18 protein-coding genes are annotated in these 22,079 nt (G+C 49.0%); 11 read left to right on the top strand and 7 right to left on the bottom strand.

The window, feature by feature from the left end; translation table 11 throughout:
* Positions 1-9: 9 nt before the first annotated feature.
* Entirely contained in the window at positions 10-1,200 is a 1,191-nt protein-coding gene (locus DW096_RS00530) for a glycosyltransferase family 2 protein (RefSeq protein ID WP_005828306.1), read from the bottom strand.
* 247 nt (positions 1,201-1,447) lie between these two features.
* The gene (locus tag DW096_RS00535) at positions 1,448-2,650 is read right to left on the bottom strand and encodes a BamA/TamA family outer membrane protein (protein WP_005828308.1); all 1,203 of its coding nucleotides are present in this window, start codon (positions 2,648-2,650) and stop codon (positions 1,448-1,450) included.
* Positions 2,651-2,809: 159 nt separating this feature from the next.
* Between DW096_RS00535 and DW096_RS00540 the strand changes: the two genes are divergently transcribed.
* From DW096_RS00540 to nqrF, 7 genes are all read left to right on the top strand, one after another.
* Positions 2,810-4,210: a C1 family peptidase gene (locus DW096_RS00540; RefSeq protein WP_005828311.1), complete on the top strand. Its 1,401-nt coding sequence runs from the start codon at positions 2,810-2,812 to the stop codon at positions 4,208-4,210.
* A 227-nt stretch (positions 4,211-4,437) separates the two neighbouring features.
* Positions 4,438-5,787, top strand: a complete 1,350-nt coding sequence (locus tag DW096_RS00545) for a Na(+)-translocating NADH-quinone reductase subunit A (protein ID WP_008663256.1) — start codon at positions 4,438-4,440, stop codon at positions 5,785-5,787.
* 53 nt (positions 5,788-5,840) lie between these two features.
* Positions 5,841-7,010: an NADH:ubiquinone reductase (Na(+)-transporting) subunit B gene (locus DW096_RS00550; RefSeq protein ID WP_005828314.1), complete on the top strand. Its 1,170-nt coding sequence runs from the start codon at positions 5,841-5,843 to the stop codon at positions 7,008-7,010.
* 14 nt (positions 7,011-7,024) lie between these two features.
* Positions 7,025-7,714, top strand: a complete 690-nt coding sequence (locus tag DW096_RS00555; RefSeq protein ID WP_008663259.1) for a Na(+)-translocating NADH-quinone reductase subunit C — start codon at positions 7,025-7,027, stop codon at positions 7,712-7,714.
* Between the two features lie 4 nt (positions 7,715-7,718).
* Positions 7,719-8,357, top strand: a complete 639-nt coding sequence (locus DW096_RS00560) for an NADH:ubiquinone reductase (Na(+)-transporting) subunit D (RefSeq protein WP_005836455.1) — start codon at positions 7,719-7,721, stop codon at positions 8,355-8,357.
* Positions 8,358-8,470: 113 nt separating this feature from the next.
* Complete coding sequence (gene nqrE, locus DW096_RS00565; protein WP_005828321.1) at positions 8,471-9,097, top strand: NADH:ubiquinone reductase (Na(+)-transporting) subunit E; 627 nt, start codon at positions 8,471-8,473, stop codon at positions 9,095-9,097.
* Between the two features lie 17 nt (positions 9,098-9,114).
* Positions 9,115-10,389 carry an NADH:ubiquinone reductase (Na(+)-transporting) subunit F gene (gene nqrF / locus DW096_RS00570; RefSeq protein ID WP_016272690.1) on the top strand — a complete coding sequence of 425 codons (1,275 nt, stop codon included), beginning with the start codon at positions 9,115-9,117 and terminating at the stop codon, positions 10,387-10,389.
* A 263-nt stretch (positions 10,390-10,652) separates the two neighbouring features.
* Here the strand turns inward: nqrF and DW096_RS00575 are convergent, their stop codons facing one another.
* The 5 genes from DW096_RS00575 to DW096_RS00595 form a co-directional block, all read right to left on the bottom strand.
* On the bottom strand, positions 10,653-11,885 hold the full coding sequence (locus DW096_RS00575; protein ID WP_120028631.1) for a DNA recombination protein RmuC: 1,233 nt from the start codon (positions 11,883-11,885) through the stop codon (positions 10,653-10,655).
* Positions 11,886-11,906: 21 nt separating this feature from the next.
* The gene (gene map, locus DW096_RS00580; RefSeq protein ID WP_118936607.1) at positions 11,907-12,761 is read right to left on the bottom strand and encodes a type I methionyl aminopeptidase; all 855 of its coding nucleotides are present in this window, start codon (positions 12,759-12,761) and stop codon (positions 11,907-11,909) included.
* A 101-nt stretch (positions 12,762-12,862) separates the two neighbouring features.
* A complete protein-coding gene (locus DW096_RS00585) occupies positions 12,863-16,285 on the bottom strand; it encodes an AAA family ATPase (protein ID WP_118930830.1) in 3,423 nt (1,140 codons plus the stop codon).
* 15 nt (positions 16,286-16,300) lie between these two features.
* Positions 16,301-17,512 (bottom strand): exonuclease SbcCD subunit D C-terminal domain-containing protein, encoded by a 1,212-nt coding sequence (locus DW096_RS00590; RefSeq protein ID WP_118930829.1) that lies wholly within the window; start codon positions 17,510-17,512, stop codon positions 16,301-16,303.
* A 27-nt stretch (positions 17,513-17,539) separates the two neighbouring features.
* Positions 17,540-18,169: an HU family DNA-binding protein gene (locus tag DW096_RS00595; protein WP_005836463.1), complete on the bottom strand. Its 630-nt coding sequence runs from the start codon at positions 18,167-18,169 to the stop codon at positions 17,540-17,542.
* 270 nt (positions 18,170-18,439) lie between these two features.
* On the opposite strand from DW096_RS00595, the gene DW096_RS00605 reads away from it, so the two are divergent.
* The 4 genes from DW096_RS00605 to araJ all read left to right on the top strand — a co-directional run bounded on the left by DW096_RS00605 (position 18,440) and on the right by araJ (position 22,078).
* Positions 18,440-19,522: a hypothetical protein gene (locus DW096_RS00605; protein ID WP_057256015.1), complete on the top strand. Its 1,083-nt coding sequence runs from the start codon at positions 18,440-18,442 to the stop codon at positions 19,520-19,522.
* 93 nt (positions 19,523-19,615) lie between these two features.
* Positions 19,616-19,945, top strand: a complete 330-nt coding sequence (locus tag DW096_RS00610) for a PAS domain-containing protein (RefSeq protein ID WP_022401044.1) — start codon at positions 19,616-19,618, stop codon at positions 19,943-19,945.
* 16 nt (positions 19,946-19,961) lie between these two features.
* A complete protein-coding gene (locus DW096_RS00615) occupies positions 19,962-20,831 on the top strand; it encodes an aldose 1-epimerase family protein (protein WP_118930857.1) in 870 nt (289 codons plus the stop codon).
* A gap of 104 nt (positions 20,832-20,935) precedes the next feature.
* On the top strand, positions 20,936-22,078 hold the full coding sequence (gene araJ, locus DW096_RS00620) for an MFS transporter AraJ (protein ID WP_118936601.1): 1,143 nt from the start codon (positions 20,936-20,938) through the stop codon (positions 22,076-22,078).
* Position 22,079 lies beyond the last annotated feature (1 nt).

Genomic DNA, 22,079 nt, shown 5'->3' on the forward strand with positions numbered 1-22,079 from the left:
GTATTAGTTTCATGCCCTTCTGGCCTTCTCCCATGCGCCGCTTGCATTGCCTGTGCGCTTGTGCAGGTAGTTGAATCCTCGTATGACGTTGACGTTCATGAAGAGGAAATAGTAGGGGATGAAAAGTATCTTGTTTTTTATATGCTTCATTGAAAGGTAGTACCCCCAACTTCCCATGAGGTAGAAAAGAGCTTGTAACAGCCAGATGATGGCATACAGTAATGGCGTGCTTGTCGTAAAGATGAGAATTGTGTTGAGGGGAAGCAATAGGAACAATAGGATAGGAGTGAGCGACCAGCGCAGCACCCGGTGGGAAATATATTGGAAACAGAATGTGCCGTAACGGAATGGGTTGAGCAGCGGACGCAGCCGCCAGATGGACTGCAAGCCCCCGGCAGCGATGCGCACCTTGCGCTTTTCTTCCTCGCGCATGTCTGCCGAGCCGCTTTCTACGGCATAGGCATTGGCACAATAGGCAATGGTGTGTCCCTGCATGACGATGCGCAGGGAGAGTATGAAGTCGTCGAGCAGCGTATCTGTCTGCATTTCCTCGAACAGCTCGCGGCGCACGGCAAACAGTTCACCCGCTGCGCCTACTGCCGAATAGAGGCGTGCGTCGAGCGCTTTGAGGGTGGATTCGTATTTCCAGTATAGCCCTTCTCCCCCCGAGGCAGCATTGTCCTTGCTTTGCACGGCGATACGTTTTTCGCCTGCCACGCATCCCACTTTAGGGTCGGTGAAGGCGTGCACTATCTCCCGCAGGGCTTCGCGGTTGAGGTGAGTATTGGCATCGGTGAACACGACAAGGGGCGTTTCTACGAAATGTATACCGCGGTTCAGGGCGGCTGTCTTGCCTTGGCGTTGGGGTTGGTGGAGGACGATGGCTTGCGGCCAGTGGGAGAGGCGTTCGTTGGTATGGTCGTTGCTGCCGTCGGTCACCCAGAGGATGCGTAGCTTGTCGGCGGGATAATCCAGCTCCAGGCAGTTGTGCATTTTTTCATCCACTACATCTTCTTCGTTGTAGGCGGCGATAAATAGCGTCAATGGGGGTAAAGCATCGTCGGCAGGCATCGGACGGGGCGCAGGCTTACGGAAACATTCTTTTATCTTGACCAGGATATATAATAGTATACCATATCCTATATAAGTATAGAACACTATGAATAAACTTATCCAGAAGAGTACTTCAAGGGCTTTCATGTATCCGCTCGTTTGCTTTCTTTTTTGATAAAAAGAAATGTGATTGCCAAAAGTATGGATAATCTTTTACCGATGCAAGAAAAAGAAAAGAAAAATAAAATGTTTGTTTCTCAAGGTGTTCCGATGTTATAAGGAAGTGGGCTTCCTATAGAGGTGAGCTTGAATAACCTTGTGAGTGAGAGGCGATTAAAGGCTTTCAATCATCATTCTCCATAGGAAAGGGATGGGCAGGTAGGCAGGGCGTTACTCAAAACGCTTCTGTCATATTGAAGTAAAACAACATCTGGTTGTTTACCGTGTTTTTGCCTAAATCCAGGCGGACGTTCATGCGTGGCTGTACCTCAATGCGTAGACCTACACCATAGTTGGGCAGTACACCCTCTATCTTGCCGGGAGTGGGGCCCATGAAGCCGCAGCCGGTCCAGGCTACAAAACCTATGTGGTTGAGCATCCGCTTCACCCAAGTGCTGCGGTCGGTATTGAGCATCTGTCTGTACTCTGCCATGACCACATGCGAGGACTTGTCGCGATATTGCCCCATGTAGTAGCCGCGCAGGTCGAAAGGCGTTCCGGTGAGGGCATATTGCGTCAGAGGGACGTCACCGAACACGTTCTTGGTCTGTGCCGTCCACGCGAGCACCCTGCGCTTGCCCAGTGACTTGTATTGGCGGTAGTCTATCTCTAGGCGGTAGAAGGTCTGGTCGCTGCCGATGAACTTGGCGTACATCATGCCGCGGAAATCCAGATACATACCACGGTAGGCGTTGGCAGGGACGTCACGGCTGTCGTATGTCAGCAGGAAACCGAGGCCGGAGTTGAAGTTGTTATAGCCATTAGCCGTACCGCCTGCCTCTTTGTACGAGGGTTCGTCCACCAAGAACTTGCCGGGCTCCGTCAAGTGGTCGTAATTGATGTCGATTTGAGGTCCGGCAAAGATATTGCTGTTGCCCAGTCGGAAAAGGAACCAGGGGTTGATTTGCACGCCGCTGTACCGGTATTTGCTGGTACTGTCGCTTCGTACATAATCTTTATTGGTATTATAGCCGATGCCGTAAAAGTTTTCTTCCGTATTTTTATAGCTGAACTTTCCGAAGATACGGAAACGGTCGCCCTTAAAGAAGAGTTGCGGTTTGGAGAAGAGATTGATGCCACCGTTGAACATGAAGGCGATGGCCATGGGCACTACGGAGCGCAGCTGCGTGGTGTCGCTGGGGTTCATACGGAAGGTCATTAGGGCGCTTCCTCCCAGCACGGCACCGAAGTCGGGGGTGTAGCTGGGTCCGCCCAGAATATTGTAATGCAGATTCCGACGCGCTACCTTTTGCTTGCGTAGTTCTTTTTTGGTCAGTGCAGGAACGCTGTCGTTTGTGGCGGCCGCAGTCTGTTCCTGGGCATAAAAGGTGGTGGCGAACAGCACCAGTGCGATAATGCTTAGTATATATCTTTTCATGTCGTACGAAATGTGGGTGCAAAGGAAACTATTTTATCCCGAATAGTTTTCACTGTAATAGATAATAAATCTAAAGATGTCACTAAAATTATCAAAAAAGACATTACTTTTGTCTGCTTCACGAAGCAAGACATCAATAACTAAAAACACATAATCTGAATGAAGAAACGATTTTTATCTGTAATTGTTCTGAGTGCCGCACTGTTCTCTGTGCAGGCACAAGAGGGAAAAGGGGGTATCAGCCCCGAAATGCTTGGACAAATCAAGCAAAGTTATCAAGGCACGGCTGCCGACAAGGCGCTCCGCAATGCCATAGGCAATAATGACATCCGTAAACTGGCACTCAACCAGGAGAATATGCAGGGCATGGATACCCACTTCTCCATCAAGGTAGAATCCAAAGGCATCACCGACCAGAAGTCGTCTGGCCGCTGCTGGCTGTTTACGGGGCTGAATGTGATGCGTGCCAAGACTCTTGCCGAATACGGTTTCCAGTCTTTCGAGTTCTCCGAAGTCTATCCCTTCTTCTGGGACCAGTTGGAGAAGGCAAACCTCTTCTTGCAAGGCATCATCGACACCTCCAAGAGTCCCCTGACTGATAAGACCGTAGAATGGCTCTTCCAGCATCCGCTGAGCGATGGGGGTACCTTTACCGGTGTGGCCGACATTGTTTCCAAATACGGCCTTGTTCCCAAAGATGCCATGCCCGAAACAAACAGCAGTGAAAATACCTCCCGCATGGCCAACCTCATCTCTCTGAAGCTGAAAGAGTATGGTCTGCAACTGCGTGACATGGCTGCCGCCGGTGCCAAGCCCGAAGCTCTGGAGAAGGAGAAAACTACGATGCTCGGAACCATCTACCGCATGCTGGTGCTGAACCTCGGTGTACCTCCCACGGAGTTCGACTATGTCCGCCACGATGCCAAGGGTAATCCTGTGGAGACAGAGCATCACACTCCCATGTCTTTCCTTGAGAAATATGGAGACAAACAACTGCTGACCAACTACGTAATGCTGATGAACGACCCCAGTCGCGAGTATTACAAGTGCTATGAAATAGACTATGACCGCCACCGTTACGACGGCAAGAACTGGACTTATGTCAACCTGCCCGTAGAGGACATCAAAGAGATGGCCATTGCCTCCTTGAAGGACAGCACCATGATGTACTTCTCTTGCGATGTGGGCAAGTTCCTGAACTCCGAACGCGGTCTGCTCGATGTGAAAAACTATGACTACGAATCACTGATGGGCACCACCTTCGGGATGGACAAGAAGCAACGTATCCAGACTTTCTCCAGTGGCTCTTCCCACGCCATGACCTTGATGGCCGTTGACTTGAACAAAGACGGAAAGCCCGTAAAATGGATGGTAGAGAACAGTTGGGGAGCCGCTTCCGGTTATCAGGGACATCTCATCATGACCGACGAGTGGTTCAATGAATACATGTTCCGTCTGGTAGTGGAGACAAAGTATGTTCCCGCCAAAGTGATGGAACTGTTTAAACAAAAGCCCGTCTGCCTGCCGGCATGGGACCCGATGTTCGCTGAAGAAAAGTGATGATAAGGATTAGGGGTTAGGGATTAAGGATTAAGGATTAGTGGGCTGCACTATGATTCCGCAGGGTATTAATCCCTAATTCTTAACCCCTAATCCTTGTTCTCGTGTTCGTTAACGAAAGGGATTACGGAAATTTCTCCGTAATTCCTTTCTTTTTTACTCTTTATTCACGTTCTTTTTTGCTACTTTTGCGGCAAATTAATGAAACCATTATTTTAAATAAACGCATGGCAAATGTAATTAAGTTACGTAAAGGCCTTGACATCAACCTGAAAGGCGCTGCTGCCCAGGAACTTGTGTCTGTTAAGGAACCGGGATTCTATTCGCTGGTTCCCGATGACTATACAGGCATCACTCCGAAAGTGGTGGTCAAAGAGCAGGAATATGTGATGGCCGGGGGACCCTTGTTTATCGACAAGAATCATCCTGAATTGAAATTTGTTTCGCCCGTTAGCGGCGTAGTGACAAGCGTGGAGCGTGGTGCACGCCGCAAGGTGCTGAACATCGTCGTAGAGGCTGCCACTGAGCAAGACTATGAGGAATTCGGCAAGATGGACCCGTCCAAGATGAGCGGCCAGCAAGTAAAAGAAGCTCTTTTGCAAGCAGGTATGTTCGCTTTCATCCGCCAACGTCCGTACGACGTTATCGCTGATCCGACGGTAACTCCGAAAGCTATCTTCATTTCGGCTTTCGACAGCAATCCGCTGGCTCCCGATTTTGAATTCGCGCTGAAGGGAGAAGAAGCAAACTTCCAGACGGGACTCGACGCTTTGTCAAAGATGGCAAAGACGTATCTGGGTATTAGTGTAAAACAAAAGTCTGCTGCTCTTGTGCAGGCAAAGAACGTTACCGTAACAGCTTTTGACGGACCACATCCGGCAGGCAACGTGGGTGTACAGATTAACCACATCTCTCCGGTAGTGAAGAGTGAAACGGTCTGGACCATCAGTGCCGAAGCCGTACTCTTCATCGGACGTCTGATGAATACCGGTCGTGTGGACATGACCCGTACGGTGGCTGTAACGGGTTCCGAAGTGTTGAAACCCGCTTATTGCAAGCTGAAAGTCGGCGCTCTGTTGACGAACGTTTTCAAAGGTAACGTGACTACCGACAAAGACCTCCGCTACATCAGCGGCAACGTGCTGACCGGTAAGAAAGTTTCTCCGAACGGCTTCCTCGGCTCTTTCGACAGCCAATTGACCGTTATTCCCGAAGGAGATGAAATCCATGAAATGTTGGGTTGGATTATGCCGCGTTTCAATCAGTTCAGCGTCAACCGCTCTTACTTCAGCTGGTTGATGGGCAAGAAGGAATATGTGATAGATGCCCGTATCAAGGGTGGTGAACGTCACATGATTATGTCCAACGAATACGACCGCGTATTTCCGATGGACATCTTCCCCGAATACTTGGTGAAAGCAATCATTGCAGGTGACATCGACCGTATGGAGGCTCTGGGCATCTACGAAGTAGCTCCCGAAGACTTCGCTCTCTGCGAATTCGTATGTTCTTCCAAAGTGGAAGTGCAGCGCATCGTACGTGCAGGGCTCGATATGCTTCGTGCCGAAATGGCATAATCGGGGCGTATGGCAAATCGTAAATTGTAAATCGTAAAATCGTAAATATATTAATGAAAGCGTTAAGAAATTATCTCGACAAGATAAAGCCGAACTTTGAGGAAGGCGGCAAATTCCACGCATTTCGTTCGGTGTTTGATGGCTTCGAAACATTCCTGTTCGTGCCCAATGCCACTTCGAAATCGGGAACGCATATTCACGACTCCATTGACAGCAAACGCATCATGTCGATGGTGGTCATTGCGTTAGTACCGGCGCTGCTGTTCGGTATGTATAACGTAGGTTACCAGCATTTCCACGCTACCGGTGCTGCCGGAGGCTTCTGGGAAATGTTCATCTACGGTTTTCTGGCTGTATTGCCAAAAATCATTGTATCTTATGTAGTAGGTCTCGGCATTGAGTTCGTAGTGGCTCAGTGGAAGAAGGAGGAGATTCAGGAAGGCTTCTTGGTTTCCGGTATCTTGATTCCGATGATTGTTCCGGTAGACTGCCCGTTGTGGATTCTGGCGGTGGCTACTGCATTCTCTGTAATTTTTGCTAAGGAAGTATTCGGTGGTACGGGTATGAACGTGTTCAACGTAGCTTTGATTACCCGTGCATTCTTATTCTTCGCCTATCCTACGAAGATGTCCGGTGATGCCGTTTGGGTATCGGGCGACAGTATCTTCGGTCTGGGACAGTCGGTAGATGGTCTGACGGTAGCTACTCCGTTGGGTGCAGCCGCTACCTCGGGCGCCGTTCCGGAGTTCTCCTGGGACATGGTGACCGGCCTTATTCCGGGTTCCATCGGTGAGACAAGCGTTATCGCCATCGCTCTGGGTGCCATTCTGCTGTTGTGGACGGGCATTGCAAGCTGGAAAACGATGTTCTCCGTATTCGTAGGCGGTGCCTTCATGGCATGGGTGTTCAATGCAATCGGTCCCGACACTCCGATGGCACAGATGCCTTGGTACGAACACCTCGTGCTGGGCGGTTTCTGCTTCGGTGCCGTGTTCATGGCTACCGACCCCGTTACATCGGCACGTACAGAGACTGGTAAGTACATCTTCGGATTCCTGATTGGTGCCATGGCTATCATTATCCGTGTGCTCAATCCCGGTTACCCCGAAGGTATGATGCTTGCCATCCTGCTGATGAATATCTTCGCTCCGCTGATTGACTACTGTGTGGTACAGGGTAACATCAGCCGTCGCGAAAAACGTGCAATCAAGTCTAACAATTAAATACCGGAAAAGAAATGAATACCAATAGTAATAGTTATACTATCATTTATGCTTCGGTAATGGTTGTTATCGTTGCATTCCTGCTGGCATTCGTAAGTTCTTCCTTGCGCGAGACGCAGAACAAGAATGTGGAACTTGACACGAAGAAGCAGATTCTTGCTGCACTCAACATCAAGGACGTGAAGGATGCCGAAGCTGAATATAATAAATATGTAAAGGGCGATATGCTGATGAACGTTGACGGTACTCTGACAGAGAATACCGGTGCATTTGCTACCGCTTACGAGAAGGAAGCCAAAGAAAATAACCGTCTGCACGTATTCGTGGCAGAGGTTGACGGTGAGAAGAAATATGTATTTCCCGTTTACGGTGCCGGTCTTTGGGGCGCTATCTGGGGATATGTTGCGCTGAACAGCGACAAGGATACCGTTTATGGTGTTTACTTCTCTCATGCCAGTGAGACTCCGGGTCTGGGTGCCGAAATCGCCAGCACGCATTTCCAGGGAGAGTTCTCCGGCAAGAAAACGTTGGAGAACGGCGAGGTAGTCCTCGGTGTTGTGAAGAACGGCAAGGTAGAGAAACCTGACTATCAGGTGGACGGCATTTCCGGTGGTACCATCACTTCTGTAGGTGTGGATGCCATGTTGAAGGCTTGTCTGAGCAGCTACAAGAACTTTTTAACTAATAATAATGAGGAGGAATAAGAATATGGGACAATTGTTTTCAAAGAAGAATAAAGAAGTATTCTCTACTCCGCTGGGACTGAACAACCCCGTTACCGTGCAGGTATTGGGTATCTGTTCTGCTTTGGCTGTTACTGCCAAACTGGAGCCTGCCATTGTGATGGGGCTTTCAGTGACGGTGATTACAGCATTCTCCAATGTAGTGATTTCACTGCTGCGCAAGACGATACCCAACCGTATCCGTATCATCGTTCAGCTGGTGGTTGTTGCCGCGTTGGTAACTATTGTAAGTGAGATTCTGAAAGCTTTTGCTTACGATGTAAGTGTGCAGCTTTCTGTATATGTAGGTCTGATTATTACCAACTGTATCCTGATGGGACGCTTGGAAGCATTTGCCATGCAGAACGGTCCCTGGGAATCTTTCCTTGACGGTGTGGGTAATGGTTTGGGATATGCCAAGATTCTGGTAATCGTAGCCTTCTTCCGCGAGCTTCTGGGTTCGGGAACGCTGCTCGGTTTCAACATCTTGAACTATGAACCTCTGCAGAAGTTGGGCTATGTGAACAACGGCTTGATGCTGATGCCGCCAATGGCGTTGATTCTCTGCGCTTGCATCATCTGGTATCAGCGTGCACGTCACAAAGAATTGCAGGAAAAGCAGTAATAAATAAATGAAGAATGAAAAATGAAAGAATGAAAAATGGGCTGCTCTGCTGCAGTACAAGTTCTCATTGCTTTAATTCTTTAATTCTTTAATTCTTAATTTATCGAAGAGATATGGAACATTTAATAAGTTTATTCGTCCGCTCTATCTTTGTGGACAACATGATATTCGCGTTCTTCCTCGGTATGTGTTCTTACCTTGCCGTATCGAAGAATGTGAAGACTGCCGTAGGACTGGGTATCGCCGTAACTTTCGTGTTGGTGGTTACGCTTCCGGTCAACTATTTATTGCAGACAAAGGTGCTGGCTGCCAACGCAATCATTGAAGGCGTTGACCTCAGCTTCTTGAGCTTTATTCTTTTCATTGCTGTAATCGCAGCTATCGTTCAGTTGGTGGAAATGATTGTAGAGCGTTTTAGCCCTTCGCTGTATGCTTCACTGGGTATCTTCCTGCCGCTGATTGCTGTAAACTGTGCCATCATGGGTGCTTCTCTTTTCATGCAGCAGCGCATCACGCTGGGTGAGAGCGACCCGAAATTCATCGGTGGCATTGCTGATGCTGTCTCTTATGCGTTGGGCTCCGGTATCGGTTGGTTGCTGGCTATCGTAGGCTTGGCTGCCATCCGTGAGAAAATGGCCTATTCTGACGTTCCGGCTCCACTGAAAGGACTGGGCATCACGTTTATCACTGTAGGTCTGATGGCAATGGCATTTATGTGTTTCTCTGGTTTGAACATCTAAAAGAAAGGAATAAAACAATGGATATGAATATGATATTAGCAAGCATTGGAGTATTCCTCGTGGTTGTCATCCTGCTTGTTGTTATCCTGCTGGTTGCCAAGAATTTCTTGGTGCCTTCGGGTAATGTAAAACTGACTATCAATGGCGACAAGGAACTGGACGTAGCTTCCGGTTCTACATTGCTGAATACGCTGTCTGTAAACGGTGTGTTCCTTTCCTCCGCTTGCGGTGGTAAAGGTTCCTGCGGACAGTGCAAATGCCAGGTAATGGAAGGTGGGGGTGAAATCTTGCCTTCTGAGACTCCGCACTTCAGCCGTAAGCAAATACAAGATCACTGGCGTCTGGGTTGCCAGGTGAAAGTGAAAGGCGATATGGCCATCAAGGTTCCCGAAAGCGTACTGGGCGTAAAAGAGTGGGAGTGCGAGGTTATCTCCAACAAGAATGTGGCTACGTTCATCAAAGAGTTCATCGTTGCATTGCCCAAAGGCGAGCACATGGATTTCGTTCCGGGTTCTTATGCGCAGATTAAGATTCCTAAATATTCGATGGATTATGATAAGGACATCGACAAGAGCCTTATCGGTGATGAGTATCTGCCTGCATGGGAGAAATTCGGTCTGCTGGGCTTGAAGTGCCGCAATGACGAAGAAACCATCCGTGCCTATTCTATGGCCAACTATCCTGCCGAAGGCGACCGCATTATGCTGACGGTACGTATCGCCACGCCTCCGTTCAAGCCGAAAGACCAGGGCCCGGGCTTCATGGATGTAATGCCGGGTATCGCTTCTTCTTATATCTTTACCCTGAAACCGGGTGATAAGGTAACCATGAGTGGCCCTTACGGAGACTTCCATCCGATATTCGACTCCAAGAAGGAGATGATGTGGGTCGGCGGTGGTGCCGGTATGGCTCCGTTGCGTGCACAGATTATGCATATGACGAAGACACTGCACACTACAGATCGCGTGATGAATTACTTCTACGGTGCACGTGCATTGAATGAAGTGTTCTATCTGGAAGACTTCCTGCAGATTGAAAAGGATTTCCCCAACTTCAAGTTCCATCTTGCACTGGACCGTCCCGATCCGGCAGCCGATGCAGCGGGCGTGAAGTACACTCCGGGCTTCGTACACAACGTAATTTACGAGACTTACTTGAAAGACCACGAAGCTCCCGAAGACATCGAATACTACATGTGTGGTCCCGGCCCGATGTCGAAGGCTGTTGAGAAGATGCTCGACGACCTCGGCGTTCCGGCTCAGAACCTGATGTTCGATAACTTTGGCGGATAATCTTCCTTGTCCGTCTTGAGATAAAAAAACTCCGGCTTGTCCTTCAGGGCTTTGCCGGAGTTTTTTGTTCGGGGCATTTCCTCTCTATTGAAAGAAAGTGGAGTGGATTCTTCGTCGCTTTTTCTTTATTCCTTGATATGAATCGGTGCATTTGCCAGAATGGCTGTTACTTCTCCGGTGGTAATTCCTGTTGACACAGACCTCGTATGAACGGTTCTTGGTGAAGGAGAATGCGGTCTTTCAGAGTTTTCATGTTGGATGTTTTATTGAATGTTATTGTTTTCCTCTTCTGTTTCTTCTTGAATGGTGTCTTTGGGCAGCAATCTTGGAGAAATGCGTTTCTTGGGAGTGAGGCTCATGCCTTTCAGCATTTCGGCTTGGCGCACTACGCTGCCGTTACCGTCCGAGAGCTGGTTGAAGGCTTTGTCGTAATCCCTTTGCAGACTGGCCAACCGGTCGCCGATACCGAGGAAGGTATCGGTAAAGCCTGCAATCTTTTCATATAAGATGGTGCCGCGCTTGATGATGGCCTGCACATTCTTTACCTGGTTCTCCTTCTTCCAAAGGTCGAGCGAGAGGCGCAGGGCACTAATCAGGTTGGTGGGGCTCATCAGTACCACCTTTTTGTTGTAGGCATATTCCCAGAGGTGGGCATCACTTTGGATGGCGAGGAGGTAGGCACCTTCGGTGGGGATGAACATCATAACGAAATCCGGTGATTGGGCGTCGTAATGCGAGTAGTCTTTATGGCTGAGCTCGTCGATGTGGGAGCGGACAGATTGCAGGTGTGCTTTCAGGAAGTGTGCCTGCTCCTCCTTGCTTTCGGCAGAGGTGTAGGCAGCATAGGCAGTCAGCGACACTTTGGAGTCGATAATCATTTCCCGTTCGTCGGGGTATTTCACGATGATGTCGGGCTGCATCTTCTGCCCGCTTTCCTCGTTGATGATGGCTTCGCCCCGTTCGTCTTTTAGAAACTCCTGGCGGAAGTAGTGTTCGCCTTCAATCAGTCCGGAGGCTTGCAACAGACGTTCCAGAATCATTTCGCCCCAGTTGCCTTGCATCTTGGAGTCTCCTTTCAGGGCACGGGTCAAGTTGTTGGCATCTTCGCTGAGGCGGTTGTTCAGCTCCATCAGTTCCTTGATGCGTTCACCCAGCGAGAAGCGTTCTTTGGCTTCGGTGCTGTATACTTGTTCCACCTTTTGGCGGAAGTCCTTCAGGTTATCGCCCAGCGGACGGAGCAGATTGCCCAGGTGTTCGGCATTCAGCCTGGTAAAGTCTTCGGCTTTGCTCTGGAAGATACGGTTGGAGAGATTCTCGAACTCGGTGTTCATGCGCTTGTGCAACGCTTCGGCTTCTTCCTTCTGCAGCTTCAATAATTCTATTTCCTTCTTTGTCCCGCTGATTTCCGCCCTCAGTGCGGCTGACTTGCGGTCTGCCGCCAGATAGCCGACTACGGTTCCAATGATTATCCCTATAATCAGTAATAATATTTCCATAGATGTTTTGAAGTGTCCGCCTTATTGTGTCAATATTTCGTTTCCGTCTTCAGTAATCAGGATTTGGCTTTCCCATTGGGCAGAAGGCAGTCCGTCGTCTGTGCAGACGGTCCATCCGTCGGCTTCGTCGATAAAGACTTCGTAGCTTCCCATGTTAATCATCGGCTCGATGGTGAACGTCATGCCGGGTACTATCAGCATGCCCGTACCACGTTTACCGAAGTGTTCCACATCCGGTTCTTCGTGGAACTTGACGCCGCAGCCGTGTCCGCAGAGGTCGCGTACCACGCTGTATCCGTTCTTTTCCGCATGCTCCTGGATGGCGGCGCCTACGTCACCGAGGCGTGCCCAGGGCTGTGCGGTCTGTATGCCTATGTCACGGCATTCTTTGGTGACTTGCACCAGCCTCTGTATGTCGGGGCTGACTTCGCCAATCATGAACATGCGTGATGCGTCGGCAAAGTAACCTTTGTAAATGGTGGATACATCGACATTTACAATGTCACCGCTTTTCAAGAATTCCTTGGTGCTGGGAATGCCGTGGCACACTACATCGTTGATGCTGGTGCACACACTTTTGGGGAAGCCTTCGTACATGAAGGGGGCGGGGATGGCGTCGTGGTCTGTGGTGAAGCAATACACCATATGGTCAATTTCGGCTGTGGACATGCCTTCGCGAATGTTCTCGGAGAGATAATCCAGCAGGGCCGTGTTGATTTTGGCGCTTGCGCGGATACCGGCCAACTGTTCCTCGGTACGGAGTGCGCTTCGCATCGGCAGTTTATATCCTTCTTTCTTATAATGTTGAATTTTGGCTTCTACTTCGTCGGAATAGTTTTTAGGAGTAAACCGGACTCCTTTCATGAACTTTTTCATTGTCTTTTCTTTTTTATGAGACTGCAAAAATACACAATAATGCAGGTGCTTGTACTATCAAGAGCCGAAAAAACATTCGTTTTCTTTATCCCGATGCCGGCTTAGAGGGTATTCACTACTTCTATTTCGCTTCTTGAACTGTCTATTCTCCGTACTTGTATCTGGGTCTTTATACGCTCTTTCAGTCCTTCCACGTGGCTGATGATGCCTACCTTCTTGCCACCCATCCGGTGCAGTTTTTCCAATGTGTCCATCACGGTGTTCAGGTAGTCGCTGCTCAGTGTGCCGAAACCTTCGTCGATGAACAGTGTGTCTACCGAGAGGCTTTGGCGGCTGAGGGAAGAAAGCCCGAGGGCAAGCGACAGAGATACCAGGAAGCTTTCGCCGCCCGATAAGGTGCATGCCGGACGTGCCGCACCTCCTTGATGGAAGTCGCGCAGCAGGATGGTGAGCGAACCGGCCTGGCATTCCAGTTCGTAGCGGTCGGTCAAGCGTTGCAGATAGAAATTGGCGCCTGCCAGCAGTTCTTTCAAGACGAAGCTCTGGGCTATGTTGCGGAAGTTCTTTCCCCGTTCGTCACCGAAGTGACGGCAGAGGCGGTCCCACTTCAGATACTCTTCGCGTAACCGGTCGGCACGTTCCTTTTCTTCCTTTATCCGGTCGATGTTACGGGTGTTTTCTTCCAGGCGTAACTTCTGTTGGCCGATGGATTGGTTGCCGACGGTTATCTTTTCTTCGAGATTCGCGATGAGTGCATCCAGGGTTTCGAGGTTTTCGTTTTCTTCTATTTCGGGCTTCCGGCCGATGTGCTCTTCCACTTGTCCGGTGGCCAGATGAAAGGCGGTCGATGCAGCTACTTCTTCCTCTTTAAGTGTCTGCAATGAGGCACGCAATGCTTCTATCCGGGAGCCGGACCAAGCGGATAGGACGGTGATACGCTCCTCGTCGAGAGTGGGGTTGGCGGCATAGAACCCGGTTAAATCCTTTTGCAGCCTTGCCATTTGTTCTGCGGTGGAGGATATGCTTTGTTTCAGTCCGCTTGCTTGTGTATTCAGATTATTCCAGGCAATCCCCAGGTCCTTGATTTCTATTTCCTGTGTTGCTGCAGGTGCGTTGCGCCAGTCGGGGAATGCGGCATCGATGCTTTCCTTGTTGATGTTTATCCCTTCCAGCTCTTTGTGGATAAGGGCAATGGTGGATTTCAGTTCTCTTTGTTTTTCCTGCGCCAGCTGGTAGTTGCGCGTAGCTTGTGTCAGGCGGTCAATGAAGGAGAGGGGGGAGTTCTCCCATTCCGTGTTCCATCCTTCCCAGAGGATGTGGGGAGTGACGCGGTCCATGGTGGCACGTATGTTCTCCTTTTCGTTGGCGGTGAGCGACTCGTAATTGACGATGCTGTTTTTCAGCTCATTCAGCACTCTGTCGGCAGAGTTGAAGGCTTGGCGTGCAGCGTCCACATGTTTCTGGCATTCGTCCTTTTGCCGTTGCAGAGCTATGATTTGTGTGCTGAGCATTTGAACTTCCGTGAGCTTTTCGTTCAGTTTGTCTGCTTCCAGCTTGTTCTCTTCCAGTAGCTTCTTCAGGGTTTCGCCGGTGGTTGTGGAGAGGCCGACGCCGTTGCATTGGGCGCATTTGGCCTGTGCGTCAGTGTGGGCAAGGTTGTAGCTCCGGAGCGCTCTTGCTGTGGACTGACGGGCATTCTCTGCCAGCGTTCCGTAGGTATTGGATTCTGTCCGGTTGTTGTTCAATGCCTGCTCGGTTTCCTTGTATTCTTTCTCTTTTGTTTCCAGGGAGGTGCGTATGGGAGCAAGGACAGACTGGAAATCTTCATCTTTGCAAAGCGATTTTATTTCTTGTCCGCACACGGGGCAAGTATCCCCGACGACAAGCCGGGAGCGTGTTTCCTTTGCCCACTCTTCTACGGCTTCCTTTTGCTTGTCGTAGAGGGTGCGGATGTCATCATAACTTGTTTTCTTGCTGTCGAATGCCGTTTGCAGGAGGACGTATTGCTTTTGGCACGCCTCCACTTTGGCGTTCAAAGCCTTTTCGTTTTCCTTTGCCTCGTTCAGTGTCCTTTCCGTTTCAGCCAGTAAAGACAAGGCGCTCAATGCTTGCAGCAGGTTCTCCCGTCCGGCATCGAGTTTGTTTTTCTTGTCTTGCAGGGCAGGGCGGTCCATGGTTTCAAGCTGCTTGTTCCGGAGGTTTATTTCGTTTTGCAATGTATGGTTCTCTTGTTCTTTCCGGGTGAGGGCAGCTTCCTTGTCGGTACGCTCCTTGACTTTTACGGGTTGTTGCGCGGCAAGTCTTTCAAGGTGCGCGTTGTAGGTGCCGATGCGTGTTTGGGCATCGAGTGCGGATTTTAGGCCGGTAATGATGGATTGGCTTTGCTCGAACATGGGCAGTAAGGGCGAATGCTCTTGCAAATACTTCTCGGCACGATGCAGCTTGTCTTCTTGCTCTTTCAGGAAACCGCATAGCCACTTGCTTCCTCCGTCCAGCCGGGCAAAGGATGCTCTCAGTATCCCGGCTTGTGCATGGTTCTGTTGTTGCTGCTGTTGCTGCTGTTTCAAGGTAGAGAGCCAGTTGCGGGCGTCGGCGGTGGCATTCCATTCTTTAATCAGGAGTTCTTTCTGTTTGAATTCGTCCGATTGCAGTTGCGCTTGCTTCCCTTCCCACATCTTCTTTTGCTGTTCACGGGTGAGGAGGAGTTCGGAGTATTTCTTCAGCCAGTCCCGTTTTGCGAGGGCGGTAGTTTTCTGCTCATTGGCTTCCTTGACTCCGGCATTTTGCGTGGCTATGGCTTCCTTGATTGCAGTGACTTCTTCTTCTGCCAGGATGTGGATGCCTTCCAGCTTCCGGTTCTGGTTTTCGTATTCCGTCCGTCTTTCCTTGGTGGCGGCATATATTTCGGCACCTATTTCGGAGTAGATACTTGTACCGGTCAGCTTTTCCAGAATATCCGATTTTTCGCTTTCCTTGCTTTGCAGGAACTTGGTGAAGTCGCCTTGCGCCAGCATGGTGGTGCGGCAGAATTGTTCGAAGGTCAACCCCACTGCAGCTTGTATTTCTGCCTTTATCTCGTTCTTTTTGTTGAGCTGTATGCCGCTTTTCTTGTTTTCCAGTGTCCAGCGCACATCCTGCACGGCTCCTGAAATCTTGCGGTGTGCCCGTGCCACGTACCATCGGGCGGTGTAGGGCGTTTCGTTCGAGCCGGTAAACTCCAGCTCCGTCCATGCTTCACTGGTGTTACGGCGCATCAGTTGCCGGCTGTCGTTGATGGCAACGTCTTCCTTTTTGGCAGAGAAAGTCTGGTTCAGGTCTTTGTATTTTTCGTTCTCGGCATGGTCCATGCGGGGCGTTTCGTTGTAGAGTGCCAGGCAGATGGCGTCGAGAATGGTTGTCTTCCCTGCACCCGTCTCGCCGCAGATAAGGAAAAGGGATTCCTCGCTTAGCGGTCCGTTCTCAAAGTCGATGACAGCATCTTCTATGGAGGCAAGGTTCTTTATGGTGAGTTTCCGGAGTTTCATGTTGCAGACGGATGATTATGGGTTGTTCTTACTTTTTACTTTCTGCACGACAGTCTCCATCAACTGGCAAAGCTCCACATCCATGTCTTCTCCTTCGGTTTCGCGGTAGTAGAGTCTGGCTATTTCCAGGGGAGACATTTCCTGCATCTCTTGGATGGAGATATGCTTGCTCTCGTCAGTGTCGGCCTGCCGCTCTCGGGTAGTCTTGATGTAGCAATATTTGCATGCCTTGCCTTTGGCGGCGTTCGAGGCTTTTTCGTTGCAGTCGGGGGGCAGGTAACCTTTTGTCAGCACATTCAGACGGAGGTATGCAGGTTTCTCTTCCGGATATTCTTCCAGCAGTTTCAAGGCGTCTTCGAAAGGCGTCGGGTCATGTGGAAGTGTGACGAGCGGAATCGGATTTTCAATTTCCCTTGTACTGATTTGTGGTTCTGCCCCTTTCTCCAACTCGATGATGGAGACGGAGTGCGGATAGGTTTCGTCGAAGCTGACGGGGAGGGGAGTGCCGCAATAGCGTGCGTGGTGATGACTGCCTTTGATGTCCTGAGGGCAATGGATGTGTCCGAGTGCCAGGTAGTCGTATCCTTCTCCCATAGCGCTGAGGGGAACATACTCTATTCCGCCAATACTCTCATCGTGCCCGCTACGGTCGCTGCCTTCAATGGAGAGATGGGCCATGAGGACGACGGGAAGCTGTGCCGTATTCCGTTTCTTCACTTCGTCCAGCAGTGCCTGGAAGAAGCGTGCCTGTCGTTGGTCGCGCGGTGTTTCAGTGTCCAGCAGGGGGAAGTTTTGCGGATAGACGTGGGGCACGGCAATGACGTAGCCTATTGTCTTTTTTTCATTGTTTATCTCGATGATGTGCTTGTCCAGATTCACTTCCTCGGCTGTACGTTCGATGTTTCCCACAACGTTCAAGCCGAAGTGCTGCCAGAGGCTGCTGTCTATCTCCAATTTGGAGCTGCTGTCGTGGTTTCCGGCGGTGACTACGATGGCCATTCCGGGGCAGGCTTGGTGAATGTTCAGCATGGCGTCGGTGTACATCTTCTGCGTGGCGGCAGCGGGAGAGGAGTAGTGGTAGATATCTCCGCTTACCACCATGGCGTCGGGCTGCTCTTCGGTTACTATGCGGGTGAGTTGCCGTAGGAAGGATTGCTGCTCGGCGGTGCGGTCGTAGTTGTAGAGGGTGTGTCCCAGGTGCCAGTCGCTGGTATGTAGTATTTTCATTGTTTTTGTTACTTCAATGGATGTGGGTTATGGTTTCCTTAGAATATAAATCTTGTGTGTTCCTCGTCCTTTGTAGTCGATGCCCGATTCGGGATTGGCTATCCATTCGCGCAACTCGCGGGAGGCGGCGGACTTCAATAAGCCGGTCAGTTGGCAATAGTCGGCTTGGGTCATGAAGCTGTTCTTTTCCAGGTATTTTTTTGCCCGTTCCAGCCGTTCCTGCGGAGAAAACACTTGTGAGGAGCGTTGGAATTTGTCGGTGGAACGTTTCAGGTGGCAATGGCGAGCGGTACGGTACAGTAGTTCTTTGTCCACCTTGAAATGTATGTCCTTCAGGCAGATGCTGACGGCGTTTCGCTTGGTGTCTCCTTCTTCGCCCGTCTCCCGTTCACGGTCTTGCCGCAGACCGAGGGCAGGGGTGAATACTCCTAAGTTGTCAATCTTCACGGAGTAACCTTGCCCCATTTGGTAGGCTATTTCGTCGGTGATGGCTTGCACCAGTCCGATGATGTCTCCTCGTGTGAAGGATGAGGCGTATGCTATCTTTTCGGTGATGGTTTCCAAGTCCACCTGCCCGTATAGTTTCATTCGTGGGTAGAGAATGCGTTTGCCGTCTTCTCCCGGCAGGTTCAGTTCCTGCATGTTGTATTCTGCCATGATGGTAGCGTTGTTATGAGGTTCGTTTGTTTATTGGGGCTTACAGAGTTTGTCCCAAGGTTGCGGATGTGTATGCCAAGGTTGGGGATTTCTATCCCAAGGCTTGGGATAGACAAACCAAGGGCGAAGGTAATTCTTTATCTCTATACTTGCAAACTTTACTATTAGTAGTTAGGAAGTTTTTTATTGGTAGTCGGGAAGTTTTTTGTTATAGGTTTGAGAGAGGAATTGAAAAAAACGTTATCTTTGTTACATAAGAGAAGTGCATGAATGATGAACAAAACTAAAATTAAGCGATATATGAAACATTATCCGGACTTATTATTGTTGTTTGCCTTATTGTCCGTTACCACAATGATTAAAGCACAAATATCGATAAGACCTTATAGCGAATGGGAAGCAACCCAGTTTGTTGCAGTGAACGGACATCAGCCCGAAGACTATGTAACGCCAGATAATAATTGGGAAATACTATACAATTTACGGACTCCACGTACTCAAGCCGAACTTCGTGAAATGGGTATTAAATGCTCTGATAGCCAATTATTGTTATTGGAAGTAGGTGGACTTGTCAGTAAAACAAAAGGAAAATGGGAAGCTACTATACCCATTCTTGACAAAGAACAGACCAATTCTCTAAGAAGCTTAAGTAAGGAGATTGCTGAATCCATGTATGTCAAAACAAAGGCAGACTTTATATCATTGGCACAAACTATCAGTGAAATGGGATTCAAGAACAATGTACTCTCACTTGTTTTTTCATACCTTCTGGATGGAAAAATGTGGACAAAGTTAGTCTTGTTTGAGGATGTTGACAATTATACAAGCTGGAGTGGCTGTTACTGGGTATTATACGAATCAAGAAATGGCTTTGCATGCGGTACGAATGGTTTCGGAGAACAGAATTTGATTTTGACTTACATCAATAGCGGCATTGCTCCTGACAACGACATTATGGACCATTGTGCTGATGAAATAGCACAATTCGGAAAAGTAACAGATGCCAAACTCGTTTCTCAGTTAAAACCTTATGGGCTGGTAGATGATAATGGAGATGTATTATTTCCTATTATAAAGAAACGGCAAGACCGCTTTCATCAAATAACTGAAAAATTGGTAAACTCTATCAGTGCGGAACTAAAGAATAATTGTGGCTCCTTAGCAAGCCAATATGGTATTGACAATGAAAAAGTGGCAATGGTGATGCTGTACCATGAAATCATGTGGGATTTGGTAGATAATCTGATTCAAGATAGGATAATCTTCACTCCAGCTATTTTCAAAGATGAAGAATCGAATAAAGAACGATTGAATGAAGTCGTTTTCTTCATAGAAGGAGGATTAATGCAATAATAATTCGATAGAGAAAAGGACATTTGACTTTGAAGAGTTTTCTGTAAATGTATTTCAAGTGCATAGAAAATAGCCAATTAAAAATAAAGAATTATGTACGAATGGGCCAATGAAATGAACTGTGCCGTAACTGTATGCGACACAAAGGGAATCATCCTATATATGAACGAGAAAGCATGCCGTACGTTTGCCAAACACGGTGACCTGATAGGCAAGAATCTCTTTGATTGCCACAACCCGCAATCGCAGGCCAAGATACGCGAACTGCTGGAGACGGGGGAAGTGAATGCCTACACCATTGAGAAGAACGGTGTCAAGAAAATGATTTATCAGACGGCATGGAAACAGGACGGAGTAGTCGGTGGCCTGGTGGAGATTTCGATGGAAATACCCGGAGAGATGCCACACTATATGAGAAAATAACAAAATGATATATGATATGAAAACACTTTCTAATTCAGAACTGACAATTAAAGTCTCCCCACATGGGGCCGAGTTATGCAGTATCTTGCATGATGGAAAAGAATATCTTTGGCAGGCAGACCCCGCTTTCTGGAAACGGCATTCTCCGGTGCTTTTTCCCATTGTAGGCAGCGTTTGGGAGAATGAATACCGCCACGAAGGCGTTTCCTATGCATTGACGCAACACGGTTTTGCCCGCGATATGGATTTTGAATTGATGCTTGAACTGGAAGATGAAGTGCGTTATCGACTGGTTGACAGTGAGGAAACACGCAAGAAATATCCTTTCCCGTTTTGCCTTGAGATAGGCTATCGGATAGAGGGAAAGAAGATTGAGGTGCTTTGGAAAGTCATCAATACCGGAACACGCGAAATGCACTTCCAGATAGGGGCCCATCTGGCTTTCTATTACCCGGACTATGATGCGGAGACAACGGACCGTGGATATTTCGGCTTTGATAAGACGGAAGGTTTGCACTATATCCTTATCTCCGAGAAAGGATGTGCCGCTCCGGATAAGGAATATTTGCTTGAGTTGACAGATGGCCTGCTGCCTTTGGACATCCACTCCTTTGATAAAGATGCCCTGATTCTGGAAAACAGTCAAGTGAAAGAAGTTACATTATATAATAAGGAGAAGAAGCCCTATCTCAGTCTGTATTTCGACACTCCGGTGGTGGGGTTGTGGTCGCCTCCGGCCAAGAATGCTCCGTTTGTCTGCATCGAGCCGTGGTACGGGCGTTGTGACCGTGCCCATTATAAGGGCGAATATAAGGATAAGGACTGGATGCAGCACTTGGCGCCGGGAGGAGTCTTTAAAGGTGGGTATACAATTGATATAAGATAAAAAATGAAGAAGGATACTGAAAATAATTCGGTATCCTTTTTATTTGGAGAATGCAATGTCATTATCTTTGCGCCCGGTAAAAAATATAGGTTGTTTTTTAAGGTATGAAGAAGAGTCTTATTGCATTGGCGTTCGGCACATTGGGGCTAGGGATTGCCGAATTTACGATGATGGGTATTTTGCCCTATGTGGCTACTGATTTGGGAATCAGCATTCCCGTGGCCGGTCATTTCATTTCTGCGTATGCGTTGGGTGTTTGTTTTGGTGCGCCCATGCTGCTCCTGGCCCGTAAACGCCCGTTGAAGCAGATTCTGCTGGTCTTGATGGCATTAATGATTGTGGGTAATATTTGTGCGTCTATGGCACCCAATTATTGGGTCTTGCTGTTGGGACGTTTTGTTTCCGGACTTCCTCATGGCGCTTATTTTGGGGTGGCTTCCATTGTTGCGGGAAAATTGGCTGATAAGGGGAAAAGCTCGGAGGCGGTTTCAATTATGATAGCGGGAATGACTGTGGCCAATCTGTTTGGGGTGCCGTTGGGTACTTCGTTGAGCCATACGCTGTCTTGGCGTGCCACGTTTCTGCTGGTAGGTGCCTGGGGATTGATAACATTGTACTACATTTGGCGTTGGGTACCGCAGGTCGAAGGTCTGAAAGACACGGGATTTAAAGGACAGTTCCGTTTTTTGAAAAAGCCGGCGCCGTGGCTCATATTGGGAGCTACAGCTTTGGGCAACGGTGGTGTATTCTGCTGGTATAGCTATATCACTCCGTTGCTGACTGAGGTTTCCGGTTTTAGTGCGGACAGCATTACGGCACTGATGGTACTGGCAGGATTCGGAATGGTTGTCGGCAATCTGGTCAGTGGGCGCATGTCCGACCGGTACACTCCGGGGAAGGTCGGTACGGTGGTGCAAGGGATGATATGTGTTATTTTATTATTGATATTTTTACTCTCTCCCCATCCGTGGTGTTCGGCAATATTGATGACGCTTTGTACGGCAGGTTTGTTTGCCGTCTCCAGTCCGGAGCAGGTGTTGATGATTCGTGTGGCCCCTGGAGGAGAAATGTTGGGAGGCGCTTGTGTGCAGATGGCCTTCAATTTGGGGAATGCTATCGGAGCCTATATCGGAGGTCTTGCCTTGAGTGGAGGATACCGTTATCCCGCATTGGCAGGCGTACCGTTTGCACTGATGGGATTTATTTTATTCCTTGTCTTCTACAAGAAATTTCAGGCGAAGTATTAAG

It is taken from the genome of Bacteroides sp. AM07-18 (assembly GCF_003602695.1).
Taxonomy (GTDB): Bacteria; Bacteroidota; Bacteroidia; order Bacteroidales; family Bacteroidaceae; genus Bacteroides; species Bacteroides uniformis.